A 23,918-nucleotide genomic window follows, 5' to 3' on the forward strand; every position below is an offset into this window, starting at 1 on the left:
GCAAGGAAAAGTGCATTGTGAAACCGCGCAAAGGGACAGCGCTCTCGTGCCCCTTGCGCTTGCAGCAGGATCAGATACCCAGGCAGAGGTATTTGATTTCCAGGTAGTCCTCAATGCCGTACTTGGAGCCTTCACGGCCCAGGCCCGAAGCCTTGATGCCGCCGAACGGCGCGACTTCGTTGGAGATCAAACCGGTGTTGACGCCGACCATGCCGTATTCCAGGGCCTCGGCCACACGGAACACACGACCCAGGTCGCGGGCATAGAAGTACGAGGCCAGGCCGAACTCGGTGTCGTTGGACATCGCGATCACTTCGGCTTCGTCTTTGAAGCGGAACAGCGGCGCCAACGGGCCAAAGGTTTCTTCCTTCGCCACGGCGGCGTTTTTCGGTACGTTGGTCAGGATGGTCGGCTCGAAGAAGTTACCTTCCATTGCCTTGCCACCGGCCAGTACGGTCGCGCCTTTGCTCACGGCATCGGCGATGTGTTCCTGGACCTTGGCGACCGCCTTCTCGTCGATCAGGGGACCGGTGGTGGTGCCGTCTTCCAGACCGTTGCCGATCTTGAGCTTGGCGACCGCGGCCTTGAGTTTTTCCGCAAACGCGTCGTACACCGAATCCTGGATGTACAGGCGGTTGGCGCAGACGCAGGTCTGGCCGTTGTTGCGGTATTTGGAGATGATCGCGCCTTCGACGGCCTTATCCAGGTCCGCGTCGTCGAATACGATGAACGGCGCGTTACCGCCCAGCTCCAGGGAGACCTTCTTGATGTCCTTGGCGCATTCGGCCATCAACTGGCGACCGATCTCGGTCGAACCGGTGAAGGACAGCTTGCGTACGATCGGGTTGCTGGTCAGCTCGCCGCCGATGTCGCCGGCGCTGCCGGTGACCACGCTCAGCACGCCTTGCGGGATGCCGGCACGGTGTGCCAGTTCCACCAGGGCCAGGGCCGAGAACGGGGTTTGCGAGGCAGGCTTGATGACCATGGTGCAACCGGCGGCCAGGGCCGGGCCGGCCTTGCGGGTGATCATCGCGGCCGGGAAGTTCCACGGGGTAATGGCAGCGGTCACGCCGATCGGCTGCTTGATCACGATCAGGCGCTTGTCGGGCTGATGGCCAGGAATCACGTCACCGTAGATGCGCTTGGCTTCTTCGGCAAACCATTCGATGAAGGAAGCGGCATAGACAATCTCGCCCTTGGCTTCGGCCAGTGGCTTGCCCTGTTCCAGGGTCATCAGGCGACCGAGGTCGTCCTGGTTTTCGATCAACAATTCATACCAGCGGCGCAGCTTGTTGGCGCGCTCCTTGGCTGTCAGCGCACGCCAGGCCGGCAGCGCCTTGTCGGCGGCTTCAATCGCGCGGCGGGTTTCGGCAGCGCCCATCTTCGGCACGGTGCCCAGCACTTCGCCCGTTGCCGGGTTGGTGACCTTGATCGTCTGACCATTGTCCGCATCGACCCAAACGCCATCGATAAAGGCTTGCTGGCGGAACAACTGGGTGTCTTTAAGCTGCATGTCGGCTTTCCTTAACAGCACCGCGCGCACGCGGAGCGAATTAGAGTTGTAGAAAGGCGCCTTATGGGCTGCCGTCAGGGAAATCATCCACCGGGCTGAAGCACAGAAATAACGCACATAAGCACAGACGTGCGGTTCAGCACCCAGACAAGAGCGTTTGAAATCTCAAACGAATCCTAGGGCCGATGGGGGTGAAGGACAATAGGCTGTTCGAAAAAAAGAACGAAAAAGCGCTATTTGCCCGCTTTTTCTGATCAGCGTAGCCGATGCCCGCCAAGGCTCCGCAAAACAACGGCAAATCAGCAGCATGGACGCCTGCCATGCTTATGAGTATCATGGCGCCCGCGTTGCACCAGTAGCTCAGCTGGATAGAGTACTGCCCTCCGAAGGCAGGGGTCGTGGGTTCGAATCCCGCCTGGTGCACCATATGCAATCGAAAAGCCCCACGTCGAAGGACCTGGGGCTTTTTTGTGGGTGATCGTTTTCAAGCTCCGTGTAGTCATGAAAACAAATAAATCCCGGTGTCTGCATTCCCTCTAATCTCACAGCCCCCTTATCATCGTGACCGGTGACAGGCAATCGCTCCGCTAACAGTTCTACAAAGGGGACCTTCGAGCCCACTGGCTGATAGCTCGCTCCACGAGTGCCTTTGGCAGATACTCCTGCTCGAGGCGCCCTCGCTCTTGCATCAACAGAAACCGATAAAAGTCCGCTTCGTCAGCCAGCAAACCAAGTGGAGCCGACTCCAGGGCTTTGGCAGGTTCGACAACTGCATTCCCTGGGGAGTGCCGTTCAAACAACTCCTGCTCCATCAGTACTGCTTGGACTGCTGGTTGATGGAGTCTTGCTCGTGCCAGCATTAGTAAGCCCCAGGTATCCATATCGCCCCAGTATGCAATCTGCTTTTCGGCCAGGTAAGCAGACGCCAACCACTGTAAATCAAGTCCTGCCCCCAGCACAGCCAGGGTGTCCGGCACCGTTTTTGGCAGCAAGTGGATGCATTGCTCGTTTTCTACCACCAGCAATCGCGAACCGGGAAGTGGGGTTTCGGCCAATTCCGAAGTCGTGAGCCTGAGCCGCTTGAAGGGCAGCAGCTCAGGCTGAAGAGGAACGACGAGAACCCAATGACTGGTTTCTTCAAAGGCGTCTAGAAAAGTTGTCAGGCCTTGCTCGGACACCGCGCCTTCGAAGCGCTCATCGAGGAGCTTGGTCAGCAAGCTAGCGTTGCGCTCAAAAAACTTGGTATCCACGCCGAGCTCTGCAATCAAGCGCAGGGGACGGCCTCGTGCACAGCCTGGCGACAACCGGGTGGCGAGTTCAGCCGTGGCGACAACCTCTTCAGACGGCTTCGTCAGCCACAAGCTCCGTTGTGCCACTAGCAGCGCATGAAAGGCACTATCAACCTGCTCGACCAGATACTCGAGTTGAGCGTATTCCTGACTGACCGCTGGATCGTCAGTCGCGTCAATCCATTCGGAGGGACTGTGTAAGTGCCAACGCATCGGCAAGGAGATTGGGGCCAGCCCTGCTCGGTAACTGACCGAGACCCAGTCGACCTTACCCACTTTCACGCTCCGCCAGTTCTCCACATGCCGGAGCACCGCCTGGATGTTGTCAGTGAAGAGTCGTGCCGAAGGCTTGCCGATGTTGAGGCTTTGCGGCCAGCTTCCGGGATTGAGCAAGCGATCCAATCGCACGCTGGAGCGCTGCCATTGTCTGGCCAAGTTGCGGCCGATCTCAGTGGGCGACTTCATGCATGGCCTTGATACGCTGTTGATGATGCTCATCCAACGCTTCCCAGCTCAGGGAAACCAGACTGGATTCCATGCCACGCCGATGAACGACGACTGCCGAGCGAGTGTGATGGCGTAACAGGCGCATTTCCTTGTTGGGCGTAATGAAGACAGCGTGTAGACCAAACTCCTTCAGCGCCGCGATGATCCGACCGGCAACCGCATGGGAGCTGCGCGAGAACGCCTCGTCAAGCACGATGGTGCCGAACAATGGCCGGCTGCTGCCGTCGGGACAGAGCGCATAGCTCAGGGAAGCGGTCAGCACATAGGAGGCGATGATCTCCTTCTCGCCACCACTACCACCCTGAGAACCTGTTCGGGTCTCGATGACATTCGTGCTTTCTCGATCGATCACTGATACCGCGAACTCCAGGCGGAAGCGCGGATCCAGAAGTGCCTTGGCTCCCTGATTCCTGCTGTGCTCGCAGGCGTCTTTGAGCAGCCCAACGAGCTCCAGTAATGCCTTGTAATGGCTCTCGCCTTCATCATCGATGAAACGCGCCGAGTTCAGTTGGCGCTGAGCGTGTTGCAAGGTGCGGAGGCTTTCATGGATGACCTTTTTCGCAACCAAGCGCAGATAGCGTCCGGGCTGAAAGTCGACACGCTGCATCGTACTGTTCAGGTCATCCAGGCGCTCCTCAATCATCGAGACTTCATGGTCGATATAGCTGAGCAGTTGGGTGACGCCGTCATCAGAGGAACGATTGAGGTATTCCAGGAAGCGCTTGAGTTTCTCGGGCAGGGCTTCCTCGGTCAGCACACGTAGACGCTCCAGATAACGGGGTACGTCCCTCAGCTCTCGCCCGACCTCTGCAAGCGCCCCAGTGTCCACCTTCAGGGCGTCAGACATCAGTTTGGCAAGCTCTGATTTCTGGTCGCCCAGTTTCTCGCCGAGAGTTTTGAGTTGCCCTTGAAGCTCACGCATATGCTTGCGCTCCAACTCGTCAATATCGCCGAGGTAATCCGCCGTCAGGGTCGGGAAATGCGCTTGCGCCAGGTCACGCTGTGTATCGTTCAGCCCCTTTTCGGCGCCGCGATGAGCCTTACGGGTAGCGGATGCGGCCTGCTCGAACTGATTTTTCAACAGAACGCACTGCTCGAACAGTCGTTGCAGCTTTAGGTCCAGAGACTCCCGCAGGGTCTCGGCTTCATCTAGTTCGGCCTTGATCATGGCAAGGTCAGAATCGGGGCGGGTTAGGGTGTCCAACTGAGAACGCAGCGACTCTAGCTGACTCTCAGCACCCGGCAGATCAATATCCTCGAACTGCAGCTCTTCGACGCGTTGCAGTAGCGTAGCTTGACTCTCCAACTGACGGACATCGCCCTGAGCAACATCCAAGGCCAGCTTGGCAGGCGCGAGCTGTTCATTGACCTCTCGAATCTGCTCAGCCAAGAAGGCCAGACGGTCGCGGTTATCGAAGCCGGTCAGCCAGTCTTCATTCAGGCGCTTCTGGTCCTGCTTGTCGAAGAAGCGTTCTTTACCCGACATCAGCCCTTGGGCCGTCATGGCGTGAGGGGTGTGACGCAATTGCTCCGTGCTTTCGACGCAGTGGCGGTCATTGTCCGCCAGTAAAGCCTTTGCCGCTTCTCGGTACGGATGCTCCTTAAAGCTAAGCTTGCGGGTAAACCCATCGTCGAAGAACACAGGACGCGACGACGGCTCCTTTACCTCCAACAAGCGCACATGCAAGCGGTTATGCCGTTGGTTCACCCAACGCAGTGCGGTCAGGGATGAGCCATGCGGCACTAGGATACGAAGCCGGTGGCTACCGATTGCCCGCTCGATGGCACCACGCCAGGCGAGTTCCTCGGGCTTGACCTGCACCAGCTCGGCAACGAAAGGCAGGGCCGACTCATCGACGCCAAGCTCCTGCGCCAGATCACCTCGAAAAGCATGAAAATGCCCAGGCAGATTTGAACCTGGCCGTCTCTCAACCTCAGCATGCTGCTGCTGTAGGCTCTGCAGGCGGCCATTGAGCTCCTGCTGGATGAGACCTGCATCGAACGCCTTTTGACGCGCGTCAGTAATGTGCTGGGTCAGTATTTCCTTGCGTGCCGCGATTTGCTGCTGATTCTCCTTGAGAGCAGCGGCCGATAACTCATCCGCTAGCTCAAGCCCCTTGGCCAAGCGTTGGTATTGCTCGGCTTTTAGACGCCGCTTATCACACTCCCTGACCCAATCAGCGATGCGCCCGCGTAATTGATCTATCCCTGCGCCACCTACTCGCAGATAGCTCTGACGATGTTGATCGACCACGCCCTTCTGGATCTCAAGCTGACTCCTGCATTGCTCCTGATCCAGTTCGGCCTGTTTGTGCGCCTTCTCAAGCCTGTTGGTTTCAGCGAACCATAGGCGATACCCCTGTTCGGCGAACCAGACCGGAAGAATGCCTTCGAGAGCCTGTTTATCCTGCAGCTGTTCTTGCAAGGCCCTATAACGCTCCCAGCCATCGGCGACCGGTTGCAATGAGCACTGCTGCTTTCTAGCGGTTTCCAGCTCTCGGTGAATGTCCGTTAGATCATCGAAGCTGCTGGCGACCTCGGTAGCCCGCTCGAAGGCGGAGCGGTCATCCAGCACCAGTTCTCGAAAGATCTCGTCAATGCTGTTGAGCTGCTTCAGACCGGCAGCGCGATTGAGCAAGGTGAAGGCGTTTTCACCGACCTCGAAGTAATCCCGGAGCCTGGCCAAGAAAGCTTTCTTGCTCGGATAAGGCCAGATGCCCGTCCCGTCCTTCTCCATATGACGCAGAGCCCGCATGCCGCCTGAGTGATGCTGGCTGAGCCAATGCTCGAGAGTCTGCTCGGGGGACTCGCTTAACAGCCAAAGTTTTTTCAGATCCGATGCCGAGGAGCTTGTGCCCTCGAACCAGAGCACGGCCCCCAGTCGAACCTGGGTACCGTCACGCTCGAGCGTGGCTGCAATGGCGGTTACCGTCTTACCCTGACGAGCGATATGAGATTGCTCTAAACCGCCGTCCCCAGGGCCGGTGACTCCCCGCACATAGGACACCAGATCCCGGTCGCTTTCATGTCCCCCCGTGGATGCCAAGTTGTAGCGCGGACTGGTGCACAGCAAGGTCATCAACGCGTCCACCAGCGTCGTTTTACCGCTCCCCGTCGGACCGATCACGGCGGTACCGGAAGGATCGATCTCGGCATGGTGATAGCCCTGAAAGCCGCCCCAGTTATAGAGCTCGATGCTGCTGAGAATGAATGTCTCGCTGTTACGCCAGAGGAGTTCTTGCTTCACGCCACGTCCTCCTCACCATCGGCAGCCGACGTAGCCGCGCACTCCGCCTGCTCTCGCAGCCATGCCACCAGTGCCTGCAGGTTTTCCGGATTGGCCAAGTGGGTGATGATAGGGCGGATGATGACGCGATCATGTGCGTCCAGAGCCGACACCAAACCATGCCCCTTGAGCTGATCCAGCAGTGTGATGATGCGATTTCGCTCCTTCGCCTCACTGCCCAGTTCGCCCAGGTAAACCTGCAATTGAGGAATCAGCTCATCAACCGCTACCAGTGCCTGACTGGCGCCCGTACCGCTTTCCTGTTCGTACACAATGAAATGTTGTCGCAAAATGGCTATCAGCAGGGATTGCTCCAGATTCAGTCTTTGCCGACGCACGAGGGGGTGCGACCAGTCATCTTGCTCGGAGACCTCGCCCTGGCGAACGGTAACAAACACCAGCCCCCGAACCTCGTCGACCCCCATGGCAAGGTCGAGCGGCTCCAAGGTTCTGTCGACCGCCTCGAGATTGGAAAGCGCTGAGCGATACAGGTTGGGCTTTTGACTTTCTTCCAGCAGCCCGTACTTGAGCATTTCCTGTACGGCCTCACGTACCCGTTGCGGCGTCCGGCGCTCTCGACCTGTACAGCGGCGCTCATGGGAGACTGTTCATCATCCATGCCGTCTTCCAACGCTATGGGCTCCACAGTCAGCTCCGTTTCGTCGGCGCCAGAGGCGCCTGCAATTCGATCGAAGATCCCTGCCATGCTCACAACTCCCAATTGATGTCCTTGAGTGCCTCGTGGTCGAGTCCGACATAAGGCAGATTGAAACGCCAGCGTTGCTCATCCTCGTCAACCAGCTCCACGAGCTGACGCTCCTCCGTCAGCACCTCGATACCTGCTTCGCGCGCCATCGCCAGCCAGAGCGCAAAAGTTTCCAGGTCGTGAGCAGGTGGAAGCAAAGTCGCCAGCTCCACGAGACTCAGAGGGCGACCCTGCTCTACCAGTACAGCCAGGGTGTCATGAATCAGCGCTTCACGATCCAGCCCGTCGAAGGCTTCCCAGAAGTCATCCTCAATCTGCTCCGACCCAGCAGGCTTCAAACTCAGATCCAGCTCGCCCATATCATCGTCATCCAGATTCTTGAAGCGGAGACGCTCGATTGCCGGGACACCAGTAATGGCTACGCCAACCGGTGGTATACATGCAGGCTTACGGCGTTCCGACTGGCGTTGCCAGTCGACGCTGAGCGCTAGATTGAAGAAGTCGTTGAGTAACTGTCCGACGCGATGATGCTCGGCTGCCAGCCCCGTCTTCATGAAGCCACGAACATCGCGCTCGCTTCGAGCGCGCGCTTGGAGCACAGCCTGCGACTCCCGAACCAAGCGTAACGCCAGCCAACGAAGCTCAAGTTGCTGGGGACGATTAAGCGCCTTTGGAACCGCTGGATGACGTAGGATGGTGCGCAAGCGCTCACGCATGGTTTCCAGCTCAGCGGACTGCCTCAGTTGCTGCTGGAAGCTTTCGAAGACACGCCCTTCCGGAGTGTTGAGTAGAGCATCTTGCCCATCCAACAACCGATCGACGATCTCTCCACGATGAGACTGCTCGCTGATGATGGAGTGTCGAAGGGCGCGATCCGCCTCGCGCCAAGAGTCTTCAACTCGTCGAAAGTCTGCGCGCAGGCTGGTGGCCAGGTTATATACCTCGCGTATACCCTCTATCGCCTGCGCTTCATCCAGTACGATGACGTGGCCAGCTTCTACCTGTGCTAGCTCGTGCTCCAAATCCTGAATTCGGCGGCGCAGGCTGGCAATACGGCCAGTTGGGCTGGGGTTCAGACCCGTTTCAAGGTTCTCGATCTCGCGCTGGACCACCGAAAGGCGAGATGCCGTGGAGGTCATGATCCGACTATCCAGCGAATCGACGAACTGGATGGCGGACTCCAACGCATCGGTTGCGTAGATACGACCCTCTCGTTCTACGACCAGACGTCGCTTGATCCACTCACGAAGCTCACGACCTGCCTGGAGATGCGTTGCATCCGGGTCAATCTCGTAAAGCTCCTGGCTGGCATAAGCAGCCAGCATTTCGGACAACGCTTGCAGCGCATCCTCCATGGGGATCCCATCATGAGCCCGCTCGAGCAGCGTGCGCAGGCAGCCCAATACGAGCGGAGCACGGCGCGAGGCGAGCAAAAGCCACGCAGGGTGCTGGCTGCGGGCGGATACATAGCGTTCTGAACGCTGTTGCGCGCTTTCTTCCATGACGGCCACATTCAAAGATTGTCTGAGCACAAAAAGCCCCGAGTCGTAAGACCTGAGGCTTTTTTATGGGTGATCGTTTTCACGCTCCACGTGGTATGAAATCAAATAAATCCCGGTGTCTACGTTCCAATCAATTCTAGGGATCGAGATTGACCTCAAGTTGCTCGGGAGCCGGCTCAATATCTCCCAGCGATCGCACCACAAGCCCACACTTCTGAGCCTTGGAATAAAGTCCCACGTCATGAGTCCAAATCTCGTCAGCATTGGTTGCGAGGGCAGTAGCAATGATCTGACGATCAAAACGTAACTTGGCTTTCGTTGCAGCAGGATCAAGTACTTTCAATTCGTTGTCATCAACCATACGGGCGCATTCGACCGCAGCGATCTGATCAAACGACACGATCTCAAAACATGAGAAGCCGTTTATGACATCAAGGTGGCTCTGATGAAAACCCCGATCAATGCCAACCAGATACTCAGCCAATGCAGGCGTTGGAATCAGCACCGTCCCGCCCCTGGCGTCGACCATCTCGATTAAAGCCTCCGCTCTCGCCACCGCTCTATCAACATTGTGGCCAGTGGCAGGATCAACCAAGACGATACCGTCTTTTGCATTTCCCAAGGCTTGGACGAGAACGTTAGTATCGAGAACTATGCGCACCTCAACCCCTTAGGTTTTGAATCGTTCCATGAGGGTCATCCATCTCGCTCCAGGTGTTACCACCAAGTTCTTTGAGTTGGGTAACCGCACTACGCAAAGAGGCTTTTTCAAGTTTTTCATAGGACTGGATGAACATTTTTCTCAGTCGCCAACCACCGTGCGGCCGACTTTCCCATTCCCCCTTCCCATGAACCCGAACGTGCTTGAACAACAGCTTGCCCAGTTGCTCAGCTAATGCTGTATCGGCTTCACACAGAAGTGTTTCGCCACCTGCGCCCTCAAGCCGAACAGGAACCGTCTCGTCTTTCCCACCAACGATATACAGACGTCCTTGGACGCTACCTTGCTTGATGACAACCATAGGAGGAGGGGCAGCCTTGGCTTTGGGAAACTGAAGAATGTTCGCATCTGCGGCTTGCAAGACGCCATCTACTCGATCCTGCTCCATCAATGCGGATAGCTGCGCGTACGCTTTTCTTGCGCGCTTAGGGCCAACTCCCTGAGCTGCTTCACGCACCCGGTTTAATACGTGGGGGTACTTCTCATCTTCCACCCAAGTATTAAGGCAGACACAGCCTTCGGTAACAGAGTCAAAATGAACATTATCTTGCGAGCCAAAAAGCTCAGCGAGCTCACATAGGTAATCCGTCAGGCGAGCCATCGAGAGCTTGCTTGGATCGGTTCCGTCGAGTTCGAGCATTAGCTTTTTCATGCTGGCGAGTATAGTTCCGCTCATGTGATCCTGCTACGCCTGCATTTGTAACCCTATGCTTGAGTATCAGCGGCTTATGGCACCATCGACATTACGACTCACCACCTCCAACACATCCGAACCCTCTCGCAAAAGCAGGTACGCAGCGTTGGTGAAACGATACAGATCACCATCGTCGATGCCCTTGATCGTGACCGAGGTGATGCTTTCCAGAAGATCCGTTCCGGCCTTGATGCGATTGAGGGCGCTCTCGACCAGCATCCCGGTAGGCATCTGGCTGTCGATCAGCAGAACGGGGCAATCAGGGTTATTGGTTTGCAGCGGTATGTAATGCGACATGTGTAAGACTCCTTGTCAGACGTACTGATATGGATAGGCCGCTGTATTCGAACGCTACCAATCCTGGATCTGAATCAAGATAACTGAAAATCAGATATCTGGAAAGTAGATATAGCGTGACAGATCGAATTACCACAGACGCCGCCATGACCAAAGCTATCTATCGACGCGAACATGATGTTTTTCTTCAGGTTCTCAAGCGCATGCGTATCGCTTCCGGTTTAACCCAGGCGCAATGTTCAACGGCGCTGGGCAGGCCACAGTCTTTCATGAGCGACGTTGAACGAGGGGTGAGAAGGCTGGACACGGTTCAGTTGCGGGATCTGTGTTTGGTGCTAGGCACGAACCTGACGAGCTTCTCTGCTGATTACGAAGCTGCTCTCAACGACGAGTGATTCTCTCAGCTTTTGCGAAAACAGTTTTCGGAAGCCCAGTCTTTACGACTCAGGGCTTTCTATAAGCGATAAGCGCTGATTTCCACTCAACGCTTGCGCAACGCCTCCAGCCGCGCCGGCAGGTCTTCCTTGGGGAAGCGCTTGTGCAACGCAAGCAGCTTCTCATCCGCCACCTTGGTATCCCCGGCCTGGCGCAGGCGCAGGATTTCCAACAGGCCTTGCTCCAGGGACGGCAGTGCGGCAGGCGCCGGTTTGCTCATTTTCGCCTTGGGTTCATCCGCCAGGGATTGCACCGGGCTTGCCGGGGCCGGGGCCATTTCGGCCTGGGGTGCCATGCGCGCCATCGGCGCAGGAGCGGGCTTGGTGGGGGTGGCTGCAAGGGCTGGCGCCTGGCGGCTGGAAAAGTCCAGCGAGGCCGGCTCAACCAAGTCGTCTTGAGGCACTGGCGAGCGCAGCACCAGGCCGATCATCAGCGCCACACCCGCGACTGTGGCAAATGCCATTTGCCAGCGCGGCTGTTGGCAAGCCTGCAGCCAGCGTTGCCACAGGCTCGGTTGGGGCGCAGGGGCTTCGCGGCGGGCGGCGGCCAGGATGAAGGCGTCCAGGGAAGCGGGCGGCTCGCCGCTGGTGTGTTGGCGGAAATGCTCGATCAGACCCTCGTCGTTGGGATCCTGGATGTTCTTGGAATCAATCATGCGGGTACCTCCTCGGCCAGCAGTCGATGCAATTTCTGCTGGGCGTAACGCAAGCGGCTTTTCGCGGTTTCCAGCGGGACGCCGGTCAGGACGGCAATCTGCGGCAACTCAAGTTCGCCATGCAAGCGCAGCAGGAAGACTTCCCGCTGAACTTCGGGCAACGCCTGTAACGCGGCGTCCAGGCGCGCCTGGTCCCGGCTCAGGCTCAACTGTTGCTCGGGGTTGTCAGTGTCATCGGGTTGGACGTGCAACTGTTCGTCGTAGCTGTCATGCAGCGGGTTGTGAACACCGTGCTTGCGCCAATGGTCGATCAAGCGGTTGCGGGCAATCTGGAACAGCCAGGTACGAAAACTTGCCCGCCCCTGTGGCTGGGTCGTGCTGCGGATCAGGCTGAGCCAGGTGTCCTGGAAGACTTCTTCGGCCAGCTCGGCTTTATTGCTCAAGGACACGAGGAAACGATAAAGCCCCAGGCGATGGCGGGCGTACAAGGCTTCGAAAGAAGTCCCGTCACCGTTGCGGTAGCGGGCCAGCAGTGCTTCGTCGCTGGCAGAGTCAATCGGGGCGGGCATTTGGATGGCGGACTCCTTCCAATTGAAATGCGGTTCTACGAGCAGCACAGGTCCACTGTGGGAGCGAGCCTGCTCGCGAAGGCGGTGCGACAGTCGATAGAAATACTGACTGTCAAACCGCCTTCGCGAGCAGGCTCGCTCCCACATGGATCCTCGCTGTCTCAGGATCCGGGCTTGCTCTCCGGCTTGAGGCTCTGCGCCAGCTCGACCATCTGCACGAACTCGGCGCGCAGTCCGAACGGGTCATCACCTCGGGCTGAGCGAGCCAATTGAGCAGTGTCCTTCAAGCTCATCGCTCCAGTGTAGCGCCCGTCCCCCTTGAGCTGCTGCGCAAAGGCCGCCACGGCCGCCGAAAAGCGCAGGTCATCGCTGGCCTTGCCTTCGCCCTGCGCGCTGATGGGGTGCTCGATCAGTCGGCTGTTGCCGCCTTCAGCGGGCTTGTAGCGTACACGCAACATCGCCATTTCCCCGGCCGTGCCTTCCTGCTTCGGCTGCGCGCTGGCATAACGCAACGGTTCCAACCAACCCTTTTCGCCCTTCGGCACAATTTCGTACAACGCCGTCACCGTATGCCCTGCACCGATTTCGCCGGCATCGACCTTGTCGTTGTTGAAATCCTCACGCTTGAGCGCACGGTTCTCATAACCCAACAGGCGATATTCGCTGACCTGGGCGGGGTTGAATTCCACCTGCAACTTCACGTCCCGCGCCACCACCGCCAAGGTCGAACTGAGCTGGTCCACCAGGACTTTGCGCGCTTCGAGCAGGTTGTCGATGTAGGCGTAGTTGCCGTCCCCGGCGTCAGCCAGTTGCTCCATCAGATGCTCGTTGTAGTTATCCACACCAAAGCCCAGCGTGGTGAGGGAGATACCGCTCTTGCGCTGGTCCACCGCCATTTGCTTGAGGCTGTCGAAGTCACTGACACCGACGTTGAAGTCGCCGTCGGTGGCCAGCAGGATGCGGTTGATGCCTTGGTCGATAAAGCTCTCCCGGGCCAGCTGATAAGCCAGTTCGATGCCCGAGGCACCAGCAGTGGAGCCACCGGCACTCAGTTGGTCGATGGCATTGCGGATTTTCACTTTATCGCGGCCCGAAGTAGGTTTGAGCACCACCCGGGACTCGCCGGCATACACCACCAGCGATACCCGGTCCTGATCGCGCAATTGATCCACCAACAGTTTCAGCGTGCTCTTGACCAGCGGCAGGCCTTCGCGGCGGTCCATGGAGCCGGAAACGTCCACCAGGAACACCAGGTTGGCCGGCGCCAGGTCCGCCACGGCGCGGTCGGACGCCTTGATGCCAATGCGCAGCAAACGGGTGTGCGGGTTCCACGGCGACGGCGCGACTTCGGTGGTCACGCCAAAAGGTGAACCGTCGGTAGGCAGGGCGTAGCTATACGGGAAGTAGTTGACCATTTCCTCCAATCGCACAGCCCCTTCGGGCGGCAGGCTGCCTTGATTGAGGAAACGTCGCACATTGGCGTAACTGCCGGTGTCGACATCCACGCTGAAGGTCGAGACCGGCGTTTGGGCGACACTATGGACGGGGTTGTCCGGCAGTTTTTCATATTGCTCGCGCGGTTCACTGCGGTAATCCGCAGCGATGGCATCGTTCGCGACCATCGGCGCGCTCATCGGGGCCGGCGCGACCCTACGCTTGAGCGTGGACGGTTGCACGTAGCCAGCCTCGCTTTGCGGTTCGGGCTTGGCAGCCGCAGGCGCGGACTCTTCGGTCCTGGCGGCGTCCCGGGGCGAAGGCAACCCACAACCGGCCAGCGCCACCAGTAAGGTCACGGCGAAGCCCTGGGCAGCAGGACGCAGGAAGGAAAATGGACGGGACATGGGTTGAACCTCGTGAGTGGATGATCCGTTCACAAGCTCAGACGAGAGGGGGATGCGGTTCGGGTTGACGGCTCGATAATTTTTACAGGACCTGAAAACAACGCCTGGCCAGCCCAAAGGTGACCAGGCGGTTTACGCCGGGCAGGTCAGTCCGAACCGTATTTGGGCGAACGCGGGCCGTACAGGATCCCGGTGCGTTGCCCAGCCGACAGCAGCCGCGTACTGGCAATACCGGCAATCGGATGGCCTGCGTCCGTGGAGCTGTTGATCACTTGCTTGACCGCCGCAGTGACCAACATGCCGACCAGCCCACCGCCGCTGTTATTTCCACCTTCTTCGCTGGAAGCACGAGCGCTGCCCGTCCACAGGGTGGTGCCGCTGCGCAGGTCCACCAGCTTGGCCGAAGCGGTGACCGCCGTTTCACTGGAGATCAGCATGTAGCGGGTACCGTACTCGCTGATGGTGATGTACAGGGCCGCGTCCGCGCCGAAAATGTCATGCAGCTTGGCCGGGGCCACACCCTGGATGTCGTTCGGTGTTGTCAGGCCGTTCTGGCGGAAGGTTTCATCCACCAGGGCAATCGGCAACACGTAGTAACCCGCTTCGGCCAACGGATAGGTCACCTGGGAAACCAGACTGTAGGAAGCCTGCACCTCCGGGGATTCGTTGATCGGCGGCAGCACCAGAATCGACTTGGGACGAGCCTGCTTGAAGGCCGAATAGTCGACGGTCCTGGGTGCCGCGCAACCTGCCAGCAAGGCCACGGCCAGCAAAGCGCCCGCCCATTTCATAAGGCTCATTTGACGTCTCCTGCCTTGGCATTTTTAAGCAACATGTCCATATAAGTCGCAGACTCGGGGAACAGTGCCTTTTCGGTGCGCAACTCCTGCACCATCTGGTCATCCTTGCCCATGCTCAGGTAGAGCATGCCCAAGTGCGCATGGTAGCCCGGCGGGGCCTTGCGGCCACTGGCGTTGATCTTTTGCAGATCCCGCTCCAATGCCTCGACTTGCGCTTCCTTGGGTTCGCCCTTGAAGTATTCGTATACCTGCGGCTGGTAACTTTCCCACTGATACAGGGTCGGAGGCGCCGTCTGGCAACCCGCGACTGTCGCGCCCACTGTCAGCGCCAGCGCCAACTTGACTGCCTTGCTCATCCTTGTACTGCTCCATTAAAGGTTGCTGATCAGTTGCGTGGGTTCCAGGCCCCGGCATTGATGCCGTCCACCAGGCGATTGATAGCCTCGCGCATGGCCAGGTCCAGGACCTTGCCATTGAGGGTGGAGTCATAGCTGGCGGTGCCGCCGAAGCCGATCACTTCACGGTTGGAGAGGGCGTATTCACCCGCGCCCTGGGTGGAATACACCACTTCGGAAGTACTGATGTTGACGATGTTCAGGTTGACCTTGGCGTAGGCCACTTGAGTCTTGCCACGGCCGAGGATGCCGAACAGCTGGCGGTCGCCGGTCTCTTTGCGGCCGAACTCGGTCACGTCGCCAGTCACTACGTAGTCAGCGCCCTTGAGCTTTTGCGCAGTCCCTTTGATGGCGGCTTCCTGGGAGATTTCGCTCATGTTGTCGCGATCCAGCACGTTGAAGCGATTGGTCTGTTGCAAGTGGGTAATCAGGATGGTCTTGGCCTGACCGCCAAGGCGGTCGACACCATCGGAAAAGATTCCACGCATGTAGCTGGAACGGTTATCGAACTTGCCCACGGCAATCGGCACGCGCACGCCGGAATAAGCAACGCCGGCGCTGGCAACTTTTTCAATCGGCAACGCGCGGGAGCTTTCCGAGGCACAACCGGCCACGGTCAGCAACGCTGCGGCGGCGAGGCCGGACAGCAGGACTTTAAACAATGTTTTCACGGGGTACCCCTAAGTGAGAATCAGCGCTGCGCGGTGTTACGAATGATCAACGAGACGGGATGGCCAGAAGGTCATCGACGATAAAGCGGCTCAACACACCGGTGTAGTAACGTTCCACATCGGAGTTACCCTTGTTGGTGAGCGCGCCCAGCATGCTTTTCATGTTCTGCATTTGCCCTATCGCGCCGCCGGGCATCAACCCCTCGCGGGCCTGGGCAAAGTGCAGCACCTCGGTATCGGCCTTCTTCACCGTGACTTGATAGCTGAAATCGACACTGGCCAGGTACGTACCGTCGGCAACGATACTGTTCATGAAGCCGCCTTGGGTATCCTGGATACGGCGCGCATAAACCGCGTTTACATCCAGCAGATAGTCGGCGGTTGCCTTGCTCGCGGCATAACGATTGGCATCGAGCAGACGGCCGACCAGGTCGCCGTTCAATTGCTCGCGAACGGTTTCGTCGGGCAGAAAGCGTTCATTCTTGCCGACGACTTCGACGTTGAAGGTATCGATCCAATAGGTGGCGTTCCTGGGAATCGCTACCGGCGAAGGGGAAACGTAGTAGTCGGGCTTGGAAGCGCAGCCCGCCATGAGGCAGAGCGCCAGCAATGGTGCGAAAAAACGCATGTCTGAATTCGTCCTTGAACAATTGATTGCAAAGCGCGGCGAATTTTACGGAGTCTGGAGGGCTTCTCAAGCGGTTTCGCTGCTATCGACCAGGTTCAGGTTTCGACAAGGACCCACCTCACACGCCGAAGCACCGGTCGCTTGATGAACCGGAGCGTTTCCTGGCGCATCGCCGTGACGAGGGCCCAATCAATCAGCTTCGATTTCCACCACGGTTTTCCCTTGCCCGCGCGCGTCGGCCACTTGCGCAAACGCTTCGTTCACCTCATTCAGGCCGAACCGCCGAGGATCCAGTTTGATCCGCAAGGCCCCGGCCTCAACCAGCGCCGCCGCTTGGCGGAGGATCTGACCATGGTGCTCGCGGCCCTTGCCGGTCAGCAGCGGCATCAAGGTGAACACGCCGGAATAACTGGCTCCACGAAATGACAACGGCGCCAGGCTGTGCTGTCCCCAGCCGAGGCAGCTGAGCACATGACCGGTGTAGGTCTTCACGGCGTTGAACGAGGCATCCAGAGTAGGACCACCAACGGTATCGTAGACAATGTCGAACCCCTCGCCATCGGTGTGCTGGCGCACGTAACTGTCGGTATCCTGGGCTCGGTAGTCGATGGGTGTGGCACCCAGTTCACGAATGAAATCCAGGCTGCTGGCCGAGCCGGTGGCGTAGACCTCGGCGCCTCGGGCCTTGGCGATTTGTACAGCCATCTGACCGACACCGCCGGCCCCCCCATGAATCAACGTTTGCTGGCCGGGCCGAATGTTGGCGCGGTCCACCAGCCCTTCCCAAGCGGTGATGAACACCAGCGGCAAGGCCGCTGCTTCACGCATGCTCAAGGAGCGGGGTTTGGGCGCGATCAGACGGGCGTCGACGGCGATGTATTGGGCCAGGGCCCCCTGGGCACCGCCAATTCCTCCTGCCATGCCGAACACCTCGTCGCCAGGGGCGAAGTCGCTGACGCCTTCGCCGAGTTCGACGACCGTTCCGGCCAGGTCAATACCCAACACGGCGGGCAGCGGCTGGCGAGCATGGGCGCCGCCGCCTGCCGCGATCTTGGTATCCAGCGGATTGATCCCGGCAGCGTGTACCCGGACCAACACCTGTCCCTTGCCGGGAACAGGTCGAGGGATGTGACGCACGATCAGCGGCGCCTGAGCGGTCTCGGCAACGGCGGCAAACATGGTGTTGTTCATGACGGTAAACCTCCGATGAGTGGGCAGGTTCATAGTGCGAGCAGGGGCACATTCCGATAAGTAAGCAATAATGGATAGGATTTATTCCAGACAAAGGCCCAATCGGTATGGATCTGTTCGACGCAATGCACATGTTCGTACGGGTGGTCGAGCGGGGCTCGTTCTCGGCCGTTGCCAGGGAGTTGAACCTGGGCCAGCCGGCAGTCAGCAAGCAGATCCGCGCGCTGGAGCAACATCTGGGCGGGGCGTTGTTCGCCCGTAGCACTCGCCATCTCGCGTTGACCGATCAGGGGCAGCGCTTCTACACCGAGAGCAAGGACATCCTCGCCAGCCTGAACAGCGCCAGGCTCAGCTTCGCCAGCGGCCAGGAACAAGTCGCCGGCCCCCTGCGGGTAGCGGCGCCAATGAGTTTCGGGCGGTTGTGCATAGCCCCCCTGATGGGAGAATTTCTGGCCCGTCATCCACAGGTTCGGATCGACCTGAGGTTGAGCGACCAACACGAAGACGTGCTGAAGGAGAACATCGACGTCGCCGTCCGGGTCGGTGCGGTGAAAAACGAAGGGCTGGTGGCTGTGTCCCTCTGCGACAGCCCACGCCAGGTGTACGCCGCTCCCGCGTACTTGCAGCAACACGGCACGCCGATTGAGCCGGCCGATCTGGTCCGGCATAACTGCCTGGGCTTCACGCTGCTGGAACACTATGACGTCTGGCAATTCGACCGGAAGGGCGAACAGCACCGCGTGACAATCAAGGGCAACGTCACCAGCAACAGCAGCGAAGCGATCCGGGAGATGGTGATCTCCGGACTGGGCATCTCGCTGTCACCGCAATGGCTATTCGCCGCCGATGTTCGCCAGGCTACCGTGACCACCGTGCTTGATGATTACCGGCCGCTGGCACTGCCCATCAGCGCAGTGTTCAGCCAGGACCGACGCCGCTCGGCAAGAACCCGCGCTTTTGTGGAATTTTTGCGAGAGCGTCTTTGAAAAGGCGACTTGTCCGGCCCACGGTACCTTTCGAGCAGGCCTAGGACTCACACACCAAAGACCGCTGCGCCGGCGTTGTATACCGCCCGGGGAAATACAACGCAGCACCCACCCCTACGGCCCCCATCACCACGCAATACCCCACGCACACCCATGGGCTCCACGGTACCAGCGCAATCAGCAGCAAGGGCGTCATGCTGGCCCAGAGTGCGTAGGCGATGTTGTAGGTGAACGAAATGCCGGATACGCGGATTTTCGCCGGGAACAGGCTGACCATCACCGAAGGTACCGCGCCGACCACGCCGCAACCCAGGCCGGCGACGGCGTACGCCAGGCCTAGCCAGGCACCGCCGTTGATCAAGTTGGCGTAGAGTACGGTAATGCCCAGGGGCAGCAGCAAGCTGTAGAGCATGACGGTGCGCCAGGCACCGATCCGGTCGACGATGAGGCCAGCCAGGACGCAGCCGATGTTCAGGAAGACGATGCCCAGGCTGCTCAGGGCGAACGTGTGACCGGCGGTCATGCCGAAGCTTTTTTGCATCACGGTCGGGGTGATGACCACGAACACCACCACAGCGGAGGTCAGTACACAGGTCAGGATGGCAGCGGGCAGCAAGGCATGCCGGTGGTCGCGCAGGACCGTGCGCAACGGCAGCTCGGCCGCGCCTTCGCGGTTGGCTTGCAGGGCCATGAAGATCGGTGTTTCGCTCAGCCAGCGGCGTAGCCAGACGCCAATCACGCCAAAGACCCCGCCCAGCAGGAATGGCAGGCGCCAGGCGTAATCGAGGATCTCCGCCGGGGTGTAGATCCGCGCCAGCGCGGTTGCCGTCAGGGCGCCCAGCAAGTAGCCGAATGTCAGCCCGGCCTGGAGAAAACCCAGGGCATAGCCGCGATGGTGCAACGGCGCGTGTTCGGCCACGAATACCCAGGCGCTGGGCACCTCCCCGCCCACCGCCGCGCCCTGCAGGATGCGCAATGCCAACAACAGCAACGGCGCGAAATAGCCGATTTGCGCGTAGGTCGGCATGACCCCGATGAGCAGGCAGGGCAAGGCCATCATCAGGATGCTCAGGCTGAACACCCGCTTGCGTCCCAGGCGATCGGCAAAGTGCGCCATGAGGATCCCGCCCAGGGGCCGCGCCAGGTAACCGGTGGCAAAAATCCCGAAGCTTTGCAGCAAGCGCAGCCAGTCGGGCATTTCCGGTGGGAAGAACAACTGGCTGAGGGTCAGGGCAAAGAAGACGAAAATGATGAAGTCGTAGATCTCCAGGGCGCCGCCCAAGGCAGCGAGGCCCAGGGTTTTGTAATCGGATCGGCTGAATCGGTCGCCTGGTAGATGAGTTTTGGCAGTCATAGGCAAATTCGGAAAGTTGGGAACGGGCGACAGCTCAGTCGTCGCGAGCGTTGTCCACGGGCTGGGCCGGCGATTGACCTGGCGCGGCGTCTTCGGCCTCGTCGGCAGGCAGGAAATCCTTGCGGCTCTGGGCGATGGCCCGGCGTATTTCGTCGCCCTTGGTGGGGCAGTTCTTGAGGCGGGCGATGCCGTCGGGTTTCTGCGTCATCGCCATCCTCCGGCTTGAATGAACAGGGGCTCGATAGTGCTCGTTTTTGGCATGAGATGCCAACCCTGGGGACTGGGCTGCAGCGCAGCCCAGCGGGAGCAAGCGCCCTCGTCACAAAAGGCCAGCACGGTCAGCGATGGTAGCGCCGCACCACGCTGCTGTTGCGCAGCACATGACCGTTGATTTTTTCCATCAACTGGGCGCGCGTAAGACCAGCGGGCAGGGCCTCCGGGGGCAAGTCCAGGGCGAACAGCTGAATCAGGTAGTGGTGTGCACTGTCGCCAAGGGGCGGGCAAGGGCCGATGTAGCCATGGGTGTTCTTGCTGTTGATACCGCTCATGCCTTCCAGCGAGGCCTTGGTGCCTCCACCTGCCGGAATCTGCCGAGTGGTGGCCTTGATCCCGTAATGGACCCAATGGTCGACCCCCTGGCCTCGCTGGCCGTCCGGGTCCAGCATGACAATGGCGTAGCTCAGGGTGCCGGGCGGGCCGGCGTTCCAGCTCAGGGCCGGGGAAATGTTCTTGCCGCCGCAATTGTTGGCGTCACTGGCCGCCGCAGCGGTGAAGAGGCGGTCGTCCGACACGCCGGGGATGTTAAGGGTGAAGCGCTCCTCGGCCTGGGCAACGCCTTGTGCGCATAGCACCAGGGCGAAGGCCGCCAGCCAGGGGGTGAGGGAATTCAATCGGGTCATACCGGGCACCTTTTGCGGATCAGGCCATGGACGGCCTGCGAACTATAGCCGCAGCGCCCACAAGGTTGCAGTGACAATTATGCTGAACTTGCTTCAACCCAGGGAAAGACCCTCAGTCCACTGGCAGATGAGAACAGCAATCCGACCCACGCCGGCACGCTGATGAATACATCGATGACCACCAGAAAAGGTCGTTGCAAGCTGGTTGCGCTTACGCGCAACGCGCCATGCCTGGCGCATCAAAAAAAACCGGCCCGTGCGCTGTGCACGGGCCGGTTCTGGAGGTTGCCTGGGGCGGTTACTGGACCGCGACCCCGCCGCCAATCTGGTTCATCACAAACGCTGTGAATTGTTCGACCGTCATCTTCTGACCGTTGAAATCAACCTGATTGTTGGCGTAGCGCAGCTTGGTCACCACGTCATTGCCTTCGAGCGTTGCCAGTTTCGTACCCACGGCCATGGCGCTGAACATATCGCTGGTGGCACTGGCTTGGTCGGCGATCAGCTTGGCGTCAGTCTGACCTTCCATTTGCGCCTGCACGGTCATCAGGTCCACCAACATTGGCTTGGAGACCTTGAGGTTGAAGTCCAGCAGCGCCAGTAATTGGCGACCCAGCTCATCCGGCGGCAGATCCAGGGATTGCGGCTTGGCAAGGTCGATAACCAGGCTTGCACGGCTTTCGCCGCTGGCGGTATTGAACGACAGGTTTTCCAATGCAATTTGCGGGGCGCCGGCCAGGAGTTTTTCCAGATCGGCCTTGACCTGTGCTTCTTCCGCTTCGGTCAGGTTCAGCTCGGGTGTTGGCTCTCCGGCAGCAGCGGCTTCGGCAGCGGCTTTTTCGTACGGCTGCAGCTTGGCCTGGTAAACCTGCATCAACGACATCGTGGCAGGGATGTCCAGGTTCTTCAGGCTTACCGCCATCTGCGCTGAACCAATGATCTTGTCGTTGAACGACACTTCACCGATCTTGTAGTCGGCACGCCCCGAAGCGCTGGTGCCGTTCTCGGTGCTGCTGTTCTTCATTTCCAGGCTCTTCAGGCCCAGCACCGACTTCGGCTCACCAAAGGTGGCCTTGGTATTGCTCAACAACAGGGCGTTATCACCCATGTAGTAGCCATAGGTGCTTTTGCTCAGGTTGCTGGCCAGCGTCAGCCCGTTGATCTCAATCTGCAGCGGCGTCTGGTCTTCGGCGACGGTGCTCAGTTTGAAGCTGTCCATGTAGCCATCAGCCTTGACCTTTTGAGCCTTGGCACTGGCGGCCAGGTCGATTTTCAGGCCAGAGAAGATCAGCTGGGTTTTCTCGTCCAGCTTGGTGTCCAGCGGCAACAGCTCATAGGTGCCATTGATGGACTCGTCGTAGCCCAGGTTGACCACACCCTTGAGCGGCGATTTGCCCTGGGTAGCGGCGAACCACTTATCGGTCAGTGGATTGCGCTCAAGTTCGCTGTGGCTGGTGGCCATGACCGGCAACCACTTAAGTGTTACCAGACGCGAGAACGGAATTGGCCCGTGTTCGATCTTGTCGACGAAGAGCAGCTCAACCGACTCTCCGCCGAACATCTCGCCCTCACCTTTGAGACGGTAGTGGGCGGTGCTGCTGAAGGTGCCACGGTCCATGGAAACCAATTCCAGGACAGCCGTGCTGTTGGACCCAGCCAAAGCCGTTTGCATCTGTTTGTTGCTATCGGCAATAGCGTTGTTCAGAACGCCTTCCAGCTTGGTGCCGGTGTACCAGGCGCCACCCGCGCTGATGGCACCGACCGCCACGACGATCCCCAGAAGTACGCTTGCTGATTTATTCATGAGTGACCCGATTGATATCCATGGTTGAAGAAAGCCGTCGTCTTCCCTGACCCGCAAGGGGGTGTGGCTCGACGCCGTGAAGTGGTGCGGAGATTACCATCAGGCAGCCCTTCGGGCCCAATGTTTAAAGGGGGAAAAACCTTTTCTTGCGAGGCGGTCTACGAATATTGGACTTCAATCTCGTCGAGTTGATGGTCGAATGTCTTGAGCCGGGCCGTCCACGTGTAGACCAATACTTCGAAATCACGATTGATCACCGCTGCGCCTGATGAGTCCGCCCGCGAGTCGCAGAAGTCCAGTTGGTAGCGCTCCCGGGCCATGGCGTTAGCGACGTCGCACAACTCACGAGCATTATTGAGCCAATGCCAGCCATCCTGGGCAACTTGCTTGTCCAAGGTTGCGCATTGGGCTTTCAGAGCTTCCAGACTCTTTTCCAGTGGCGTGCCGGTAAGCTCGCCCATGACTTCCTGGAACGTACGGCCAGGCTGCCAGTAGCTGCCCCAGAAATAGCGGTCGAACACGGTTTCGACGCGCCGGAGCGCGACCTTGGTATCCCAGATCAGCACCAGGGTCTTGCCTTGTTCGAGGTGTTTTTTCTTGATGCGTTGGCCCTGGAGCGATGCCCAGGCCACTGTTGCGATGGAGATCACACCGATCAATGCCGCTGCGCTGTCCAGGAAGAGCAGCGCCTTATCGATCTGGTGAGTGAGCATGACGCCATAGAAATAGGTGGCCGAAAGCAGCATCAAAGCCGCTATAGCGCACCAGAAGCCAGGAGCATAAGGGTTTTTCATTATTGGAATCCCCATGACCAGTCACGTCGCGGGCCCTTCGTTCGCCAGCACCCCGACTACCACAGCATAGCAACGGCAGCGGGGTTTGCCGGGGAATACAGGCAACCAGAAGCTCGATCCGATTACTGGCCTAAAACGACAAAACCCCTGTCTGCGTCAGCAGACAGGGGTTCTGGGAATTCAATCTTGACGATGACCTACTCTCACATGGGGAAACCCCACACTACCATCGGCGATGCATCGTTTCACTGCTGAGTTCGGGATGGGATCAGGTGGTTCCAATGCTCTATGGTCGTCAAGAAATTCTGTGTCCCGCTCGTTCAACAACAACGAGCAGGCGAAAATCGATAGCTTCTACTTAAAACAAAACCCCTACCTGCA

At 59.0% G+C, this 23,918-nt stretch carries 22 protein-coding genes, 1 tRNA gene, 1 rRNA gene and 1 pseudogene; 3 read left to right on the top strand and 22 right to left on the bottom strand.

Going from position 1 to position 23,918, the window contains the following annotated elements:
* Nucleotides 1–70: 70 nt before the first annotated feature.
* Complete coding sequence (gene gabD / locus J7E36_RS23285; protein ID WP_215008374.1) at nt 71–1,513, bottom strand: NADP-dependent succinate-semialdehyde dehydrogenase; 1,443 nt, start codon at nt 1,511–1,513, stop codon at nt 71–73.
* Nucleotides 1,514–1,862: 349 nt separating this feature from the next.
* On the opposite strand from gabD, the gene J7E36_RS23290 reads away from it, so the two are divergent.
* Nucleotides 1,863–1,939 (top strand) — tRNA-Arg (locus J7E36_RS23290).
* 170 nt (nt 1,940–2,109) lie between these two features.
* On the opposite strand, the gene J7E36_RS23295 is transcribed toward J7E36_RS23290, so the two are convergent.
* The 7 genes and pseudogenes from J7E36_RS23295 to J7E36_RS23325 all read right to left on the bottom strand — a co-directional run bounded on the left by J7E36_RS23295 (nt 2,110) and on the right by J7E36_RS23325 (nt 10,515).
* Nucleotides 2,110–3,300 carry a Wadjet anti-phage system protein JetD domain-containing protein gene (locus J7E36_RS23295; protein WP_231286533.1) on the bottom strand — a complete coding sequence of 397 codons (1,191 nt, stop codon included), beginning with the start codon at nt 3,298–3,300 and terminating at the stop codon, nt 2,110–2,112.
* Nucleotides 3,251–6,556, bottom strand: coding sequence for an ATP-binding protein (locus tag J7E36_RS23300; RefSeq protein ID WP_215008376.1), 3,306 nt, complete (start codon nt 6,554–6,556; stop codon nt 3,251–3,253). The genes J7E36_RS23295 and J7E36_RS23300 overlap by 50 nt, the downstream gene beginning before the upstream one ends.
* Nucleotides 6,553–7,301: pseudogene (locus J7E36_RS23305) on the bottom strand (DUF4194 domain-containing protein). The gene J7E36_RS23300 and the pseudogene J7E36_RS23305 overlap by 4 nt, the downstream one beginning before the upstream one ends.
* A 2-nt stretch (nt 7,302–7,303) precedes the next feature.
* Entirely contained in the window at nt 7,304–8,803 is a 1,500-nt protein-coding gene (locus J7E36_RS23310; RefSeq protein ID WP_215008378.1) for a DUF3375 domain-containing protein, read from the bottom strand.
* A 136-nt stretch (nt 8,804–8,939) separates the two neighbouring features.
* A complete protein-coding gene (locus J7E36_RS23315) occupies nt 8,940–9,464 on the bottom strand; it encodes a type II toxin-antitoxin system VapC family toxin (protein ID WP_215008380.1) in 525 nt (174 codons plus the stop codon).
* 1 nt (nt 9,465) lies between these two features.
* Nucleotides 9,466–10,164, bottom strand: a complete 699-nt coding sequence (locus tag J7E36_RS23320) for a hypothetical protein (RefSeq protein WP_231286535.1) — start codon at nt 10,162–10,164, stop codon at nt 9,466–9,468.
* Nucleotides 10,165–10,242: 78 nt separating this feature from the next.
* Nucleotides 10,243–10,515 carry a hypothetical protein gene (locus tag J7E36_RS23325; protein WP_215008383.1) on the bottom strand — a complete coding sequence of 91 codons (273 nt, stop codon included), beginning with the start codon at nt 10,513–10,515 and terminating at the stop codon, nt 10,243–10,245.
* A gap of 146 nt (nt 10,516–10,661) precedes the next feature.
* Between J7E36_RS23325 and J7E36_RS23330 the strand changes: the two genes are divergently transcribed.
* On the top strand, nt 10,662–10,910 hold the full coding sequence (locus J7E36_RS23330) for a helix-turn-helix domain-containing protein (protein ID WP_215008384.1): 249 nt from the start codon (nt 10,662–10,664) through the stop codon (nt 10,908–10,910).
* An 86-nt stretch (nt 10,911–10,996) separates the two neighbouring features.
* Here J7E36_RS23330 and J7E36_RS23335 read toward each other — a convergent pair whose 3' ends face one another.
* From J7E36_RS23335 to J7E36_RS23370, 8 genes are all read right to left on the bottom strand, one after another.
* Nucleotides 10,997–11,605, bottom strand: a complete 609-nt coding sequence (locus J7E36_RS23335; RefSeq protein WP_215008385.1) for a hypothetical protein — start codon at nt 11,603–11,605, stop codon at nt 10,997–10,999.
* Complete coding sequence (locus J7E36_RS23340) at nt 11,602–12,174, bottom strand: RNA polymerase sigma factor (protein ID WP_215008387.1); 573 nt, start codon at nt 12,172–12,174, stop codon at nt 11,602–11,604. The genes J7E36_RS23335 and J7E36_RS23340 overlap by 4 nt, the downstream gene beginning before the upstream one ends.
* Nucleotides 12,175–12,335: 161 nt before the next feature.
* Entirely contained in the window at nt 12,336–14,015 is a 1,680-nt protein-coding gene (locus J7E36_RS23345; RefSeq protein WP_215008389.1) for a vWA domain-containing protein, read from the bottom strand.
* 146 nt (nt 14,016–14,161) lie between these two features.
* Entirely contained in the window at nt 14,162–14,815 is a 654-nt protein-coding gene (locus tag J7E36_RS23350) for a DUF799 domain-containing protein (RefSeq protein ID WP_215008391.1), read from the bottom strand.
* Nucleotides 14,812–15,171: a DUF4810 domain-containing protein gene (locus J7E36_RS23355; RefSeq protein ID WP_215008393.1), complete on the bottom strand. Its 360-nt coding sequence runs from the start codon at nt 15,169–15,171 to the stop codon at nt 14,812–14,814. Before J7E36_RS23355 ends, J7E36_RS23350 begins: the two co-directional genes overlap by 4 nt.
* Nucleotides 15,172–15,200: 29 nt before the next feature.
* A complete protein-coding gene (locus J7E36_RS23360) occupies nt 15,201–15,881 on the bottom strand; it encodes a CsgG/HfaB family protein (protein ID WP_215008395.1) in 681 nt (226 codons plus the stop codon).
* Nucleotides 15,882–15,927: 46 nt separating this feature from the next.
* A complete protein-coding gene (locus J7E36_RS23365; protein WP_215008397.1) occupies nt 15,928–16,509 on the bottom strand; it encodes a hypothetical protein in 582 nt (193 codons plus the stop codon).
* A gap of 189 nt (nt 16,510–16,698) precedes the next feature.
* Nucleotides 16,699–17,700, bottom strand: coding sequence for a zinc-dependent alcohol dehydrogenase family protein (locus J7E36_RS23370; RefSeq protein WP_215008399.1), 1,002 nt, complete (start codon nt 17,698–17,700; stop codon nt 16,699–16,701).
* Between the two features lie 107 nt (nt 17,701–17,807).
* On the opposite strand from J7E36_RS23370, the gene J7E36_RS23375 reads away from it, so the two are divergent.
* Nucleotides 17,808–18,686 (top strand): LysR family transcriptional regulator, encoded by an 879-nt coding sequence (locus J7E36_RS23375; protein ID WP_215008401.1) that lies wholly within the window; start codon nt 17,808–17,810, stop codon nt 18,684–18,686.
* 40 nt (nt 18,687–18,726) lie between these two features.
* On the opposite strand, the gene J7E36_RS23380 is transcribed toward J7E36_RS23375, so the two are convergent.
* From J7E36_RS23380 to rrf, 6 genes are all read right to left on the bottom strand, one after another.
* Complete coding sequence (locus J7E36_RS23380; RefSeq protein ID WP_215008403.1) at nt 18,727–20,040, bottom strand: MFS transporter; 1,314 nt, start codon at nt 20,038–20,040, stop codon at nt 18,727–18,729.
* A gap of 34 nt (nt 20,041–20,074) precedes the next feature.
* Nucleotides 20,075–20,248 (bottom strand): hypothetical protein, encoded by a 174-nt coding sequence (locus tag J7E36_RS23385; protein ID WP_215008405.1) that lies wholly within the window; start codon nt 20,246–20,248, stop codon nt 20,075–20,077.
* Nucleotides 20,249–20,378: 130 nt separating this feature from the next.
* On the bottom strand, nt 20,379–20,939 hold the full coding sequence (locus J7E36_RS23390) for a YbhB/YbcL family Raf kinase inhibitor-like protein (protein ID WP_215008407.1): 561 nt from the start codon (nt 20,937–20,939) through the stop codon (nt 20,379–20,381).
* A 298-nt stretch (nt 20,940–21,237) separates the two neighbouring features.
* On the bottom strand, nt 21,238–22,743 hold the full coding sequence (locus J7E36_RS23395) for a YdgA family protein (RefSeq protein ID WP_215008409.1): 1,506 nt from the start codon (nt 22,741–22,743) through the stop codon (nt 21,238–21,240).
* A gap of 158 nt (nt 22,744–22,901) precedes the next feature.
* Nucleotides 22,902–23,537: an NADH:ubiquinone oxidoreductase subunit N gene (locus J7E36_RS23400; RefSeq protein ID WP_215008411.1), complete on the bottom strand. Its 636-nt coding sequence runs from the start codon at nt 23,535–23,537 to the stop codon at nt 22,902–22,904.
* Between the two features lie 184 nt (nt 23,538–23,721).
* Nucleotides 23,722–23,837, bottom strand: a 5S ribosomal RNA gene (rrf, locus tag J7E36_RS23405).
* Between the last annotated feature and the right edge of the window lie 81 nt (nt 23,838–23,918).

Source organism: Pseudomonas fluorescens (assembly GCF_018614775.1).
GTDB classification, from domain to species: domain Bacteria; phylum Pseudomonadota; class Gammaproteobacteria; order Pseudomonadales; family Pseudomonadaceae; genus Aquipseudomonas; species Aquipseudomonas fluorescens_BY.

Excerpts from the sequence above, each read along its gene's own strand:
- J7E36_RS23340 (WP_215008387.1), bottom strand. The coding sequence starts at position 12,174 with ATGCCCGCCCCGATTGACTCTGCCAGCGACGAAGCACTGCTGGCCCGC.
- J7E36_RS23400 (WP_215008411.1), bottom strand. The coding sequence starts at position 23,537 with ATGAAAAACCCTTATGCTCCTGGCTTCTGGTGCGCTATAGCGGCTTTG.
- J7E36_RS23310 (WP_215008378.1), bottom strand. The coding sequence starts at position 8,803 with ATGGAAGAAAGCGCGCAACAGCGTTCAGAACGCTATGTATCCGCCCGC.
- J7E36_RS23375 (WP_215008401.1), top strand. The coding sequence starts at position 17,808 with ATGGATCTGTTCGACGCAATGCACATGTTCGTACGGGTGGTCGAGCGG.
- J7E36_RS23325 (WP_215008383.1), bottom strand. The coding sequence starts at position 10,515 with ATGTCGCATTACATACCGCTGCAAACCAATAACCCTGATTGCCCCGTT.
- J7E36_RS23385 (WP_215008405.1), bottom strand. The coding sequence starts at position 20,248 with ATGACGCAGAAACCCGACGGCATCGCCCGCCTCAAGAACTGCCCCACC.
- J7E36_RS23330 (WP_215008384.1), top strand. The coding sequence starts at position 10,662 with ATGACCAAAGCTATCTATCGACGCGAACATGATGTTTTTCTTCAGGTT.
- J7E36_RS23350 (WP_215008391.1), bottom strand. The coding sequence starts at position 14,815 with ATGAGCCTTATGAAATGGGCGGGCGCTTTGCTGGCCGTGGCCTTGCTG.
- gabD (WP_215008374.1), bottom strand. The coding sequence starts at position 1,513 with ATGCAGCTTAAAGACACCCAGTTGTTCCGCCAGCAAGCCTTTATCGAT.
- J7E36_RS23365 (WP_215008397.1), bottom strand. The coding sequence starts at position 16,509 with ATGCGTTTTTTCGCACCATTGCTGGCGCTCTGCCTCATGGCGGGCTGC.
- J7E36_RS23320 (WP_231286535.1), bottom strand. The coding sequence starts at position 10,164 with ATGCTCGAACTCGACGGAACCGATCCAAGCAAGCTCTCGATGGCTCGC.
- J7E36_RS23355 (WP_215008393.1), bottom strand. The coding sequence starts at position 15,171 with ATGAGCAAGGCAGTCAAGTTGGCGCTGGCGCTGACAGTGGGCGCGACA.
- J7E36_RS23335 (WP_215008385.1), bottom strand. The coding sequence starts at position 11,605 with ATGATTGATTCCAAGAACATCCAGGATCCCAACGACGAGGGTCTGATC.
- J7E36_RS23395 (WP_215008409.1), bottom strand. The coding sequence starts at position 22,743 with ATGAATAAATCAGCAAGCGTACTTCTGGGGATCGTCGTGGCGGTCGGT.
- J7E36_RS23345 (WP_215008389.1), bottom strand. The coding sequence starts at position 14,015 with ATGTCCCGTCCATTTTCCTTCCTGCGTCCTGCTGCCCAGGGCTTCGCC.
- J7E36_RS23370 (WP_215008399.1), bottom strand. The coding sequence starts at position 17,700 with ATGAACAACACCATGTTTGCCGCCGTTGCCGAGACCGCTCAGGCGCCG.
- J7E36_RS23295 (WP_231286533.1), bottom strand. The coding sequence starts at position 3,300 with ATGAGCATCATCAACAGCGTATCAAGGCCATGCATGAAGTCGCCCACT.
- J7E36_RS23390 (WP_215008407.1), bottom strand. The coding sequence starts at position 20,939 with ATGACCCGATTGAATTCCCTCACCCCCTGGCTGGCGGCCTTCGCCCTG.
- J7E36_RS23380 (WP_215008403.1), bottom strand. The coding sequence starts at position 20,040 with ATGACTGCCAAAACTCATCTACCAGGCGACCGATTCAGCCGATCCGAT.